The sequence below is a fragment of the Novosphingobium sp. PY1 genome, from assembly GCF_017312445.1.
Taxonomy (GTDB): domain Bacteria; phylum Pseudomonadota; class Alphaproteobacteria; order Sphingomonadales; family Sphingomonadaceae; genus Novosphingobium.
The window spans coordinates 61,340-73,474 of the sequence record NZ_BLTI01000001.1; the positions used below are offsets into that span (position 1 = coordinate 61,340).

A 12,135-nucleotide genomic window follows, 5' to 3' on the forward strand; every position below is an offset into this window, starting at 1 on the left:
GTCCGGCCTTCAAGCGAGAGGGACCGCCGCCTGTGAAGCTGATCATCGGCAACAAGAACTATTCGAGCTGGTCGCTGCGCGGCTGGTTGGCCTGCAAGCAATCCGGCCTGCATTTCGAGGAGCTGACGGTCCCGATCTACGGCGACGACTGGGACCAGCGCAAGATCGAGGGCGAACTCGCGCCTTCGCACGGCAAGGTGCCGATCCTGTGGGATGGCGAGGCGGTCGTGTGGGACAGCCTGGCGATCGTCGACTATTTGGCAGACAAGGTGGGCCGTGACCGTTTCTGGCCCAAGCCGGACGATGCCCGCGCGATGGCTCGCTCGATGGTCGCCGAAATGCATTCCAGCTATCTGCCGCTGCGGCGCTCGCTGCCGATGAACGTGCGTGCGCGGGTGGAAGGCGCGCAGGTGGATGACGAGGTGCGCGGCGACATCGTGCGTATCCTGACGCTCTGGGCCGAGGCGCGGGCGCGCTTCGGCGGCGGGGGGCCGTTCCTGTTCGGCACGTTCAGCGCCGCCGACGTCTTCTATGCCCCTGTCGTCAGCCGTTTCCTGACTTACGGCGTCGGCGTACCCGGCTTCGCCCAGGCCTACATGCAGGCAGTCTGGGAACACGAATGGATGCAGCAGTGGGTCAGCGCCGCCGAATCCGAGGACTGGGTGATCGAGCAGTTCGAGGTCCCCGCGACCTGATCGGCCCCGGGAGCGGACCTGCGCGCGCTCAGTAAGGCGTCCCGTCCTTGCGGACGTAGCCTGTCTCGTTCCACATCATGTCGATGTCCGGATAGGAGCCGCATGTGTCCTTGCCCGCGCCGATGGCGACGAAGACGCAGTCTTCCCCGCTCTCGTTGACGAGGTGGTGCCCGTTCTCGACGCCCTTGGGCCAGGCGCAGATGTCGCCCGCGCGCAGTACGGTGCGTCCCTCGTTCTCGATCAGCACGGCCTCGCCGCTCAGCATGACGAGCAGTTCGTCCTCGCCTTCGTGCCAGTGGCGCTGGCTGGACCACGCGCCGGGCTTCAGGACGACATGGCTTGCGCCCATCTCGGTCAGCCCGCCCGCAGGCGCAAGGCGCTTCCACCAGCGGCCTTCTACGGCCTTGTCGAAAGGGTCGGGGTAGCCGGTGGCATTGGACTGCGGAATCGCATCGAGATCGATTTTCGGCATGGCTTCCTCTTTACCACCTATGGTCAAGCCCGCAGGCATATGCGATGGGCCGCGATATGTCCCAGACCGCGCCTTCCACTGCAAGCGTTGCCGAGCTTGCCGAAGCCCTGATCGCCTGCCCCAGCGTCACCCCTGCCGCGGGGATGGTGTTCGACTGTCTCGAAGGCCAGCTCAAGCCGCTGGGCTTCGAAGTCGTGCGCTTCGTCGCGGGGGAGGCGCCGGACGGTCCGGTCGAGAACCTCTTCGCGATCCGCAAGGGGCCGGAAGGTTCGCGTCACTTCGCCTTCGCCGGGCATCTCGATGTCGTTCCGCCGGGCGAGGGCTGGACGAGCGCGCCCTTCATGCCCGAGCGACGCGGCGAGCTGCTCTATGGCCGCGGGGCCGTCGACATGAAGGGCTCGATCGCGGCGATGGTCGCGGCCGTGGGTGAAATTCCGCAGGATGCGGGCACGATCAGCTTTGTCATTACTGGCGACGAGGAAGGCCCGGCGCGTTTCGGCACCGTTGCGTTGATCGAGCTGATGCGCGAGCGTGGCGACATTCCCGACTTGTGCCTTGTCGGCGAGCCGACGTCCGTCAATCGCCTCGGCGACATGATGAAGATCGGTCGCCGCGGCTCGGTGAACATCTTCCTCGAGGTCGAAGGGACGCAGGGCCACGTCGCCTATCCGCACCTCGCCCATAACCCGATCACGCCGCTCGTCGCGATGCTGGCCGAACTCAACGGGCTGCTGCTCGACGAGGGGACCGACTGGTTCCAGGCCTCGAACCTCGAAGTGACCGACATCACTGTCGGCAATCCCGCGCACAACGTGATTCCCGCCAAGGCGATGGCACGCATCTCGATCCGCTTCAACGACCTGCATACGGGCGCGCAGCTGGGCGCGCGCGTGACGGAGATTGCCGAGAAGCACGGCGGCACCGCCCGCCCGGTGATCTCTGGCGAGGCATTCCTGACCGAGCCGGGCGCGTTCTCCGACCTCCTTGCCGACGCGATCCGCGCAGAGACCGGCGTCGAACCGGAACTGTCGACCAGCGGCGGGACGTCCGACGCGCGCTTCCTCAAGGACATTTCGCCGGTCATCGAATTCGGCCTGTGCAACGCGACGATGCACAAGCGCGACGAGGCCGTGGCACTGGAAGATCTCGAGGTTCTGGCCCGGATCTATCGAAGGACGGTACAAAACGCCCTGAAGGCTTGAATTATCGCCCTGCGCTTGCGAGCCTTGGGCGATGATCTTGATCGCGTCGCCCCTTCGCGGTGACGGCCAGTGGCCTGCGGGTTTCCTCCCGCAGTGCCGGAAGGGGTAATCGATGCTGCGTTTCTGGTTTGCCGTGCCCCTCTGGCAGCGCGTGGTCGCTGCACTGGTCCTGGGCGTGATCACCGGGCTGCTGTGGGGCCCCGAAGCCGAATCGATCAAGTGGATCGGCGACTTCTTCATCAAGTCGATCAAGATGCTGGTCGTGCCGTTGATCTTCGTCTCGATCGTCGGCGGCGTCGCTTCAATCGGCGACTTGCGCAAGCTGGGCGCGGTCGGCTGGCGGGCGATGGTGCTGTTCGTGGTGACCGGCCAGATCGCCGTCTGGCTTGGCCTTGCCCTCGGCACGATCTTCGCGCCGGGTATCGGCGTCGATACGAGCGCGATTGCAGCGGGCGCGACGCCCGAGCCCGTGGCAACCAGCGCGGTCGACATGATCCTCTCGATGGTGCCGGAAAGCCCGGTCAAGGTGATGGCCGATGCGCAGGTCCTGCCGCTCATCGTCTTCGCCCTGCTGATCGGCATCGGCATCGTCATGGCCAAGGAGGAAGGCCAGCCGCTCGTCCGCGTCTTCGATAGCGGCTCGATCGTCATGCAGAAGGTGACGATGATCGTCATGGAGTTGACCCCGTTCGGCGTCTTCTCGCTGATGGCGTGGGTCGCAGGGACGCTGGGGCAGGATGCCCTCGTCGCGCTGGCCAAGCTCGTCGCGCTCAATTACCTGGGCTGCCTGCTGATCATCGGCGTCATGTACACCGCGATCATCAAGTTCCTGGCCCGTCTGCCGGTACGCCACTTCTTCCGCGGCATCATCGACGCCATGGCAGTTGCCTATTCGACAGCCTCTTCCAATGCGACCCTGCCGGTGACGCTGCGCTGCGCAGAACGCAACCTGGGCGTGAGCCGTCCGACCGCCAGCTTCGTCGTCTCGCTGGGGGCGACGATCAACATGGACGGCACGGCGATGTACCTGGGTCTGGCCACCCTGTTCGGCGCCCAGATCTTCGGCATTCATCTCGGCTTTTCGGACTACATCGTGATCTCCGTGCTTGCGACGCTCGGCTCGGTCGGCGCGGCCGGCATTCCGGGGGCCGGACTGATCATGATGGCATTGGTGTTCGGGGCCGTCGGCGTCCCGCTGGAGACCATCGCCTTCGTCGCCGGGGTGGACCGGATCATGGACATGATGCGCACTGCCACCAACGTCACCGGCGATTCGGCGGTGACGACGGCGGTTGCGGTCATGACGAACGAGATCGACCTGACCGAAATGATCAGCGCCGACGACGTCTAGGTGGCTACGTGGCGCCGCGTCTGCCGGACCGGCTTACTTGTCGAGCAGCTTGACCGGTACGAAGTCGCCCAGCCCGCAGGCCCCTTCGCGCTGGTACTGGCCGCCGTACTGACGGATGGGATAGATGATGTCGTTGCTGCACAGCTGCGTCAGCGAAGTTTCGAAGCTGAAGCTGTCCGCGGATTTCAGGCCAGAGCACTTGTGGGGCAGCGTGACGCGCCAGACCTTGCTTCCGGCGCCGCCGATGAAATCGATGGTCCAGTCGTCGCGGATGCGGGTGGTCGAATAACTGGTGAGCGGCAGGCAACTCACGGCCTTGCCGATCACTTCTGCCGCCGGTGAGGCCGGCGGTGCCTCGCCCGGCGCGGTCTTCGCGCAGGCGGTGAGCGCCAGCGGCAGCAAGGCAATGGACAATGCGATGGAACGCTTCATGGCAACCTCCTGTCAGGAAGCCTTTTTCGCGGCTCCCTTCTCCATGATCTTGGGCTTGTAGCCGCACAAGTCAACGACCGGGCAGCGCCAGCATTCGGGGCTGCGAGCCTTGCAGATGTATCGGCCGTGCAGGATCAGCCAGTGGTGCGCGCCGACGCGAAAAGGGGCCGGCACCTTTTTCTCAAGCTGCTTTTCGACCGCGAGCGGGGTCTTGCCCTTGGCGAGCCCGGTGCGGTTGCCGACGCGGAAGATATGCGTGTCGACAGCAAAGGTCTCGGCTCCGAAGGCGCAGTTCATGACGACGTTCGCGGTCTTGCGGCCGACGCCCGGCAATTCGACGAGCGCGTCACGGTCCTGCGGCACTTCGCCGTCGTAACGCTCGACCAGGATCTCGGACAGGGCGATGACGTTCTTCGCCTTGGAGTTGAACAGGCCGATCGTCTTGATGTGCTCCTTTAGCCCCTCTTCCCCCAGCGCGACCATCTGCGCGGGGGTCTTCACCTCCCGGAACAGGGCGCGGGTGGCCTTGTTGACGCCGACGTCGGTCGCCTGCGCGGAGAGCACCACGGCGACGAGGAGCTGGTAGGTATTGCCGAATTCCAGCTCCGTCTCGGGCGAGGGGTTCAGCTCGGCCAGGCGCCGGAAGAACTCGAAGACGTTGTCCTTCTTCACCGGATTGCGCCCTAGAGCCCGAGGACCTCGGGCATTGTGTAGCGGCCGGGCTTGCGCTCCAGCATCCACTGCGCCGCCTTGACCGCGCCGCGCGCGAAGATGCCGCGGTTCTCGGCCATGTGCGACAGGGCGAGGCGCTCGTTCTCGGCCAGGAAATGAACCGTGTGATCGCCCGCCACGGTGCCGCCGCGCAGGGCGGCAAAGCCGATAGTGCCGGCCTCGCGCTTGCCGGTGATGCCGTCGCGGCCGCGCTCGGAATTGTCCGCCAGCGCAATGCCGCGGCCCTTGGCGGCAGCCTCGCCCAGCAGCAGGGCGGTGCCCGAGGGCGCGTCGACCTTCATGCGGTGATGGGTCTCGACGATCTCGATGTCCCAGTCTTCGCCCAGGCGGCTCGCGGCCTCGCGCACGAGATGCGCCAGCAGTGTGACGCCCAGCGAGGTATTGCCGGTCTGCAGCACCGGAATCGATTCGGCCGCCGTGTCGATCAGCCAGTGGTGGCGTTCCTCGAGCCCCGTGGTGCCGACGACGATCGGGGTGTCCGCCGCGATCGCCGCCTCGAGGTTGCCTTCGAGCGCACCGGGGCTGGAGAAGTCGATCAGGACATCGGCCTTGGCGGCCAGCGCGGCGACGTCGCCGTCCTTGTCCACTCCGCCCGCCAGTTCCTCGCCCGCCGCACCGATCGCTTCCGCGATTGCGCGTCCCATGCGACCTTCGCTGCCGATGATTCCGATACGTGCCACGTTACAATCTCCATGGGGGCGGCAAGCCGAACTTGTTTCGGCGTGGTTCGTGCCCCAGACATCGTCCTGCGCATGGCGAAAAACGGCCCCTGAAACAAGGTCGGGGTGATGCTACGGGAATTTGCATGAACCAGATCCGCAATATCGTGATCCTCACAGGTGCCGGGGTTTCGGCCGAAAGCGGCATCGACACCTTCCGCGATGCCGGCGGGCTGTGGGAGCAGCACCGGGTGGAAGACGTGGCGACGCCCGAGGCATTTGCCCGCGACCCCGAGCTTGTCCTGCGCTTCTACGACATGCGGCGCGAGGCGATCCAGACCAAGCAGCCCAATGCCGCGCACCACGCCCTTGCCCGGCTCGATGCCGAGTGGCGGGGGGAACTGCTGATCGTCACCCAGAACGTCGACGACCTGCACGAGCGGGCCGGGGCGACGCGGGTCCTGCACATGCACGGGGAACACCTCAACGCCTGGTGTACTGCCTGCGACGAGCGCTCGCCCTGGACCGGTCCGTTGCTGGATCGTCCGGCCTGCCCCGAATGCGGGGTGGCCGCGCTGCGGCCCGACGTCGTGTGGTTCGGCGAGATGCCCTATCGTATGGAAGAGATCTTCGCGGCCCTGCGCGAGGCGGACCTGTTCGTCTCGATCGGTACTTCGGGTGCGGTCTATCCTGCAGCAGGCTTCGTGCGCAATGCGCGGGAGCTGGGGGCGGCGACGCTCGAACTCAACCTGGAGCCGAGCCAGGGCAGCAGCTGGTTCGACGAGTCGCGGCACGGCCCGGCGACCGAAGTGGTGCCGGCCTGGGTGGACGAGCTGCTGACCCGGAAATGAGCCCGGGGGCGGCGCAGCGTCAGGCTGGGGTGCCGCAGCCCTTGCAACCGGGGTCCTTGGCGATTCGCAGCGGGCGCATCGAGGGGGCAAGGCCGTCGATGAGCTGGAGCGTACCGAACTGCGGCTCGCCCAGCGCGGCGCGGCCGGCAAGCAGGACGCGCATGGCATGCATGGCTGCGAAAGTGCCGACCATGCCGACCATCGCGCCCAGTACGCCGTCGGCGGCACAAGTGTCGCAATCCTCGGCATCGAAGGCATCGCCCACGAAGCAGCGGTAGCAAGGCTGGTCGGACAGGTGGCCGGCGAAGTTCGCGACCTGGCCCTGAAATCGTCCCACCGCGGCGCTCGTCAGCGGCAGCCCCAGTTTGACGCAGGCATCTGACACCAGCAAGCGAGTCGCGAAGTTGTCACAACCGTCCAGTACGAGGCTCGCGCCGGCGAGGATCTGTGCGACGTTTTCAATTCCCACCCGCTGGACGATCGCACGAACCTCAAGGCCAAGATCAAAACGCCGCACCCATTCGGCCGCCGCTTCCGCCTTGGGCTTGCCGATATCAGACGGCGTGAAAATCGTCTGGCGCTGGAGGTTGCTGACGTCGACGACGTCGTCATCCACCAGGGTCAGTCGGCCTATGCCGGCTGCGGCGAGATACTGAAGGGCAGGACTGCCGATCCCGCCGCAGCCGACAAGCACCACGTGGGCTTCGGCCAGCGCCATCTGTCCCGTGCCGCCCACTTCGGGCAGCACGATGTGACGGGCGAACCGCTCAAGCCGATCCGGTGTAAGCGTCATACCTGGTCCGAACCTGCCTCTGTGCCCTCATTTTCGGGCAGTCTTTCCTTGCTGAAGCCGTGCAGTCCGTACCACCACTGCGCGGCGATGACCGCGCCTTTCGAGGGTTGAAGCAAGCCCAGCATCATCACCAGTGCGAGCGGCACCAGGATCGCGAACATGCCGGCGGGGCCCAGGTCGAAGTCCTTGGACAAGGCGATGATCAGCGGCGCCATCAGGTGGCCGGTGACGATGATGGCGATGTAGGCAGGGAAATCGTCGGCGCGTTGCGGGCTCCAGTCGACTCCGCAATGCGGACAGGCGTCGAGCGGCTTGAGCCACTTGCGAAACAGCGGCGCTTCCCCGCAGCGGGGGCACCTGCTGCGAATTCCGCGCAGGGCGGCCTGCCAGAAAGTGGCAGGTAGCGAAGGGGTGAGACCGGGAGCCATGCGGCCCGCTTAGAGCAGGAGCGAGGCCGGGGAAAGGATGAACGCGCGGGGGCTGGGCAGGCCTGCAGGGCGATCAGTTCTCCTCCACCTGTTCCTCCTCGGCGATCTGCAGGCGATTGCGCCCGCGCGCCTTGGCGACATAGAGCGCTGCATCCGCCCGTCGTGTCGCATCGCCCAGTTCTGGGAAGCTGCGCAGCGGCGCCAGCCCGCAGGAGAAGGTGACCGGCCAGCTGTCGTGCCCCAGCTCGCTGTCGAGCGCAACCGAGGCGCGCAGCCGCTCAAGCACCAGGCGGGCCTCGTCGAGCTGGGTGTCGGGGAACAGGACCGCGAATTCCTCGCCGCCCCAGCGCGCCGCGATGTCGGTACGGCGCAAGCCACCCTCAAGGCGCTTGGCCAACGCGCGCAGCAGCGAGTCGCCGGCGTCGTGGCCGAACTGGTCGTTGATCAGCTTGAAATGGTCGATGTCGATGATAGCGAGCACGGCATTGGTCTTGCCCTGCAGGATGCCTTCGGCCGCATCGAGGAAGCCCCTGCGATTGCGGATCCCGGTCAGGGCATCGCGTTCGGCGGCGGTGATCAGTTGTTCGATCCTGGTCGCGGATTCGTTGGCGGCAGTGGCCACGCCGTGGAGCAGGCGGCCGACGAGATCGGCGCCGCCGTCGGGAATATGCGAGATGCGCTCACCGTTCTGGATCGCCTCCAGCATCGCGGTTGCGCGCGTGATCGGGGAGAGCAGGCCGTGGATCGCCGCGATCCCGAGGCCGGTGCCGGCCAATGTCGCCAGGAGCAGGGTGATGAGGGTGGCGGGGTGCCATTCACCGGTGACGACCTGGAGGCTGACGCAGGCAATCAGGGGAACGTGTACCGCGCCGAAGCAGATCAGGAGAATCCGCCATTCGTAGTTGCGCGGGAACAAGAATGTCGTGGCTCGGTAGAAGCGCATGGGGGGGTGCCTTCTCGTTGCAATTCGGGCTTTATACTCGAAAGGTAACGGGAAGTGCTTTGCCAATAGTTAATCGAATTTCAGAAACGTCTGAAAAATAGGGATTAACTTCTTGTAAGGTGGCTGGGCGTTTTCACAGATTGGCGCAATGCGACCGTCAACTACCCAGTTGCAAGGAGCGCGAAAGGCTCGAACCTTTCGCGCTCCTCATGGGATATCCCTGTTGGGAACCCTGTGCATTTCTCGGGACAGGCCCGGGAAAACTCAGCTTTCCAGCTGGCGCAGCAGCGAACGGACGTCGCCGTCCATGTCGGCATCGCGGGTGCGCAGTTCCTCGATCAGGCGCACGGCGTGGATGACCGTGGAGTGATCGCGGCCACCGAACTTGCGGCCGATCTCCGGGTAGGAGCGCGGCGTCAGCACCTTGGCGAGATACATGGCAACCTGACGCGGGCGGACCACGGCACGCGCGCGGCGCTTCGAGCTCATCTCGGTCCGGTCGATCCGGTAGAACTGGCAGACCGTGCGCTGGATCTCGTCGATGGTGATCCGGCGTCGATTGGCCGAGAGGATGTCGGTCAGCTGTTCCTCGGCCAGCTGCAGCGAGACGGCCTGACCGGTAAGCTGGGCATAGGCGATCAGCTTGTTGAGGCCGCCGACGAGTTCACGCACGTTGCGGTTGATCGTCCTTGCAAGGAACTCGATGACGTCGGCCGGCACGTCGATCGAGGCGAAACGCTGAAGGCGATTCTCGAGGATCGAACGACGCAGTTCGATGTCGGCCGGCTGGATGTCGGCGACAAGACCCATCGACAGGCGCGACAGCAGGCGCGGCTCGACGCCGTCGAGTGCCTGGGGCGCACGATCGGCTGCGAAGACGAGGCGCTTGCCCTCCTGAAGCAGGGCATCGATCGTGTAGAGCAGCTCTTCCTGTGCCGAAGCCTTGCCGATGATGAACTGGATGTCGTCCACCAGCAGAAGGTCGAAGCCGCGCAGGCGCGCCTTGAACTCGATCATCTGGTTCTGGCGCAGCGCCTGGACGAATTCGACCATGAAGCGCTCTGCCGAGCAGTAGAAGATCCGCGCATGCGGGTGGTTCGCAAGGTACGCATGCCCGATTGCGTGGAGCAGGTGCGTCTTGCCCTGGCCGGTCGCCGCCTTGAGATAAAGCGGCGAGAACTGCGGCTTTTCGCCGGCTGCCATGCGCTGTGCCGCATTGCAGGCGAGCACGTTTGCAGTGCCGGTCACGAAAGTCGAGAAAGTCTGCGAGGCATCGATGCCGGCCGGGCCCTGGCCCAGCGATGCGAAGGCATCGCCGTTCAACGCCGCCGAGATGGCATCGCTTGCACCCACGACCGAATCGTTCGCCGGCGCGTGGCTGGGACGACCGCCATGGCCGAGGCGCAGCTCGGGCAGCTGGCGGCGGCCCGGGTGAACGAGAATGCGCACGTGGCGCACGTCGGGACGGGCGATCTTCCATGCCAGCGAGAGGCGATCGGCGAATCGGTCATTCACCCAATTCGCCGAGAACTCGGTCGGCAGGTACAGATCGAGCGTACCCGTTTCCTTGCAATAATTGCCGGGCTGGATCGGCTTGATCCACTGGCTGTGAGCCTGGTGTCCCAGGTCCTTGCGCAGGCCCTGGCTGATGTCTGCCCAGTCCGCCGCCAAATTCACGGCTTCCTGATCCTCTTCCATCACCACTTTTCCTGCCTTCGATTTCTTCACTGTCTGATTAGCGCCCTGACCCGCCGAATTACCTGTCACTTGGTCGAACTCCCCTTGCCCGCAACCAACCCCCGATATTCGGGCCGGAAACGGAACTGGTCTCACACGATTGCAAGGCAAAACGACCCCGTCACCGCAAACGCGTGTTTGCGGCAATTGTCTTACATGCTTTCGATATTCCCCGGCCAGTTCCGCAACGGCCGAGGACCTTCATAAGGAGGCCTTGGCCCGACAGGCAAGACGGTCGCTCCAAATAAATAAAATTATCTCGGCTTGACTCACGGAAGACTGCCGGAAAAGCGTCATGAAGAATTTTAATTCTGCAATTTCAGTATCTTAACAAGATGCCTATGACGAATCGCAGCTATTCCGCGCACTTGCAGATTCTTCCGCATTGCAGCAGCGCAAACAAGAACGGAGCCGGAGATTATCTCTCCGGCTCCGTTCTTGTTTCGTGCCTGCTTCACCCTGCGTTTGGAGTCGCGACTCCAGTCTCAGGCGATTCGCGGCGACTCAGAGAGCGGCGACGCGCTTGCTGAGGCGCGACATCTTGCGCGCAGCGGTATTCTTGTGGAGCACGCCACGGGCGACGCCACGGGCCAGCTCGGGCTGGGCAGCCTTCAGGGCTTCCGCAGCTGCAGTCTTGTCACCACCGGCGATGGCGCTTTCGACCTTCTTGACGAAGGTACGGATGCGGCTGACGCGGTTGATGTTGATCTCGGCGCGGCGCTCATTGCGACGGATGCGCTTGCGGGCTTGCGGCGTGTTGGCCATGAACTTTCCTCTGTCTGGCCGCCGGGCGGCCCAATTGCCTGTCGAATCTGCTGCTGGCGAGCGGACTCGCCGGAAAGCGCGCCCCTTAGCGGCAGGCGGTGCTTGCGTCAAGCCGCAGGCATGGCTGCAAACCGCCCGATTCTGCAGCTTTGGCCCAATATCGGCCCTTCCGGCGAACATGGCCATGCCTGATGTCCGCGGACTCGACGCAGACTCGCAATGGCATGCGGCCCCGCTCTACTTCTGGCAGCGCCTGCACCAGAAGGTGCTGCGCCCGCCTTGCACAAAGCGCAGGACCGGCGCGCCGCAGGTGCAGGCTAGCCCCTCGCGGCCGTAGACTTGCCAGGAAGTGGCGAAGTAACCCAGTTCGCCGGTCGGCTGCGCATAGTCGCGAATGGTCGACCCGCCGGCCGCGATCGATTCGGTCAGCACTTCGCGGATCGCCGGGACGAGGCGGGCGAGGGCGGCCAGAGAAACCCGGCCCGCTGCCTTGTCAGGGCGGATGCCGGACCGGAACAGCGCCTCACATACATAGATGTTGCCCAGACCGGCCACGATCGACTGGTCGAGCAGGAGCTGCTTGATCGGCGCGGTCCGGTCCTTGAAGGCAGCGCGAAGGTGCGCGGCCGTGAGCGCGTCTCCCAGCGGTTCCGGACCCATGTCGGCAAACGGGCCCCATGTTTCCAGCCCATCCGTGGCGACAAGGTCGACCGAGCCGAAACGCCGGGCGTCGTTGAGTGCAAGGACATGGCCGGAGCCCGTTTCGATCACCAGGTGGTCGTGCTTTTCCGGCCGCTCCGGCTCGATCCGCCAGCGCCCCGACATGCCGAGATGGAAGACCATGGTCTGGCCGCGGTCGCTATGGATCAACCCGTATTTCGCCCGGCGTCCCATCGCGGTCACCGTCGCGCCGGTCATTACCTGCACGAGATCGGGCGGGAATGGGCGGCGCAAGTCGGGGCGGTTGACCGCAATGCGGGCAATCCTCTCGCCCTCGAGAAAGCGGGCAAGGCCGCGCACGGTCGTTTCGACTTCGGGTAGCTCTGGCATCACCATGCAGATAGGCGCGCGATGC

General features: G+C 65.2%; 14 protein-coding genes. 4 read left to right on the forward strand and 10 right to left on the reverse strand.

The window, feature by feature from the left end; all coding sequences use genetic code 11:
- Nucleotides 1–32: 32 nt before the first annotated feature.
- Nucleotides 33–695 (forward strand): glutathione S-transferase family protein, encoded by a 663-nt coding sequence (locus tag J3474_RS00325; RefSeq protein ID WP_007012259.1) that lies wholly within the window; start codon nt 33–35, stop codon nt 693–695.
- 28 nt (nt 696–723) lie between these two features.
- Here J3474_RS00325 and J3474_RS00330 read toward each other — a convergent pair whose 3' ends face one another.
- Complete coding sequence (locus J3474_RS00330; RefSeq protein WP_013834285.1) at nt 724–1,167, reverse strand: cupin domain-containing protein; 444 nt, start codon at nt 1,165–1,167, stop codon at nt 724–726.
- 56 nt (nt 1,168–1,223) lie between these two features.
- Between J3474_RS00330 and dapE the strand changes: the two genes are divergently transcribed.
- Together dapE and J3474_RS00340 are read left to right on the forward strand one after the other, a co-directional pair.
- Nucleotides 1,224–2,369: a succinyl-diaminopimelate desuccinylase gene (gene dapE / locus J3474_RS00335; protein WP_207092723.1), complete on the forward strand. Its 1,146-nt coding sequence runs from the start codon at nt 1,224–1,226 to the stop codon at nt 2,367–2,369.
- A gap of 112 nt (nt 2,370–2,481) precedes the next feature.
- On the forward strand, nt 2,482–3,720 hold the full coding sequence (locus J3474_RS00340) for a dicarboxylate/amino acid:cation symporter (protein ID WP_207092724.1): 1,239 nt from the start codon (nt 2,482–2,484) through the stop codon (nt 3,718–3,720).
- Nucleotides 3,721–3,753: 33 nt separating this feature from the next.
- Here the strand turns inward: J3474_RS00340 and J3474_RS00345 are convergent, their stop codons facing one another.
- From J3474_RS00345 to dapB, 3 genes are read right to left on the reverse strand one after another with little or no spacing between them, the layout of a single operon-like run.
- Nucleotides 3,754–4,152 carry a hypothetical protein gene (locus J3474_RS00345; protein ID WP_207092725.1) on the reverse strand — a complete coding sequence of 133 codons (399 nt, stop codon included), beginning with the start codon at nt 4,150–4,152 and terminating at the stop codon, nt 3,754–3,756.
- A 12-nt stretch (nt 4,153–4,164) separates the two neighbouring features.
- Nucleotides 4,165–4,824 (reverse strand): endonuclease III, encoded by a 660-nt coding sequence (gene nth / locus J3474_RS00350; RefSeq protein ID WP_207092726.1) that lies wholly within the window; start codon nt 4,822–4,824, stop codon nt 4,165–4,167.
- An 11-nt stretch (nt 4,825–4,835) separates the two neighbouring features.
- Nucleotides 4,836–5,564, reverse strand: coding sequence for a 4-hydroxy-tetrahydrodipicolinate reductase (dapB, locus tag J3474_RS00355; RefSeq protein ID WP_041559114.1), 729 nt, complete (start codon nt 5,562–5,564; stop codon nt 4,836–4,838).
- Between the two features lie 125 nt (nt 5,565–5,689).
- On the opposite strand from dapB, the gene J3474_RS00360 reads away from it, so the two are divergent.
- Nucleotides 5,690–6,394, forward strand: a complete 705-nt coding sequence (locus J3474_RS00360) for an NAD-dependent deacylase (RefSeq protein WP_007012252.1) — start codon at nt 5,690–5,692, stop codon at nt 6,392–6,394.
- 19 nt (nt 6,395–6,413) lie between these two features.
- Here the strand turns inward: J3474_RS00360 and J3474_RS00365 are convergent, their stop codons facing one another.
- The 6 genes from J3474_RS00365 to mutM all read right to left on the reverse strand — a co-directional run bounded on the left by J3474_RS00365 (nt 6,414) and on the right by mutM (nt 12,110).
- Nucleotides 6,414–7,187 carry a HesA/MoeB/ThiF family protein gene (locus J3474_RS00365; RefSeq protein WP_207092727.1) on the reverse strand — a complete coding sequence of 258 codons (774 nt, stop codon included), beginning with the start codon at nt 7,185–7,187 and terminating at the stop codon, nt 6,414–6,416.
- On the reverse strand, nt 7,184–7,615 hold the full coding sequence (locus tag J3474_RS00370) for a DUF983 domain-containing protein (protein WP_013834277.1): 432 nt from the start codon (nt 7,613–7,615) through the stop codon (nt 7,184–7,186). Before J3474_RS00370 ends, J3474_RS00365 begins: the two co-directional genes overlap by 4 nt.
- A gap of 73 nt (nt 7,616–7,688) precedes the next feature.
- Nucleotides 7,689–8,558: a GGDEF domain-containing protein gene (locus J3474_RS00375; protein WP_207092728.1), complete on the reverse strand. Its 870-nt coding sequence runs from the start codon at nt 8,556–8,558 to the stop codon at nt 7,689–7,691.
- Between the two features lie 264 nt (nt 8,559–8,822).
- Nucleotides 8,823–10,256, reverse strand: coding sequence for a chromosomal replication initiator protein DnaA (dnaA, locus tag J3474_RS00380; RefSeq protein WP_013834275.1), 1,434 nt, complete (start codon nt 10,254–10,256; stop codon nt 8,823–8,825).
- A gap of 543 nt (nt 10,257–10,799) precedes the next feature.
- Nucleotides 10,800–11,060, reverse strand: a complete 261-nt coding sequence (rpsT, locus tag J3474_RS00385; RefSeq protein ID WP_007012246.1) for a 30S ribosomal protein S20 — start codon at nt 11,058–11,060, stop codon at nt 10,800–10,802.
- Between the two features lie 237 nt (nt 11,061–11,297).
- Nucleotides 11,298–12,110, reverse strand: a complete 813-nt coding sequence (gene mutM / locus J3474_RS00390; RefSeq protein ID WP_013834274.1) for a bifunctional DNA-formamidopyrimidine glycosylase/DNA-(apurinic or apyrimidinic site) lyase — start codon at nt 12,108–12,110, stop codon at nt 11,298–11,300.
- Nucleotides 12,111–12,135: the final 25 nt, after the last annotated feature.

Bases quoted from the DNA above. Each gene is read 5' to 3' on its own strand.
- J3474_RS00330 (WP_013834285.1), bottom strand. From the start codon at position 1,167: ATGCCGAAAATCGATCTCGATGCGATTCCGCAGTCCAATGCCACCGGC.
- dapE (WP_207092723.1), top strand. From the start codon at position 1,224: ATGTCCCAGACCGCGCCTTCCACTGCAAGCGTTGCCGAGCTTGCCGAA.
- J3474_RS00340 (WP_207092724.1), top strand. From the start codon at position 2,482: ATGCTGCGTTTCTGGTTTGCCGTGCCCCTCTGGCAGCGCGTGGTCGCT.
- J3474_RS00345 (WP_207092725.1), bottom strand. From the start codon at position 4,152: ATGAAGCGTTCCATCGCATTGTCCATTGCCTTGCTGCCGCTGGCGCTC.
- J3474_RS00360 (WP_007012252.1), top strand. From the start codon at position 5,690: ATGAACCAGATCCGCAATATCGTGATCCTCACAGGTGCCGGGGTTTCG.
- J3474_RS00365 (WP_207092727.1), bottom strand. From the start codon at position 7,187: ATGACGCTTACACCGGATCGGCTTGAGCGGTTCGCCCGTCACATCGTG.
- J3474_RS00370 (WP_013834277.1), bottom strand. From the start codon at position 7,615: ATGGCTCCCGGTCTCACCCCTTCGCTACCTGCCACTTTCTGGCAGGCC.
- J3474_RS00375 (WP_207092728.1), bottom strand. From the start codon at position 8,558: ATGCGCTTCTACCGAGCCACGACATTCTTGTTCCCGCGCAACTACGAA.
- dnaA (WP_013834275.1), bottom strand. From the start codon at position 10,256: ATGGAAGAGGATCAGGAAGCCGTGAATTTGGCGGCGGACTGGGCAGAC.
- rpsT (WP_007012246.1), bottom strand. From the start codon at position 11,060: ATGGCCAACACGCCGCAAGCCCGCAAGCGCATCCGTCGCAATGAGCGC.
- mutM (WP_013834274.1), bottom strand. From the start codon at position 12,110: ATGCCAGAGCTACCCGAAGTCGAAACGACCGTGCGCGGCCTTGCCCGC.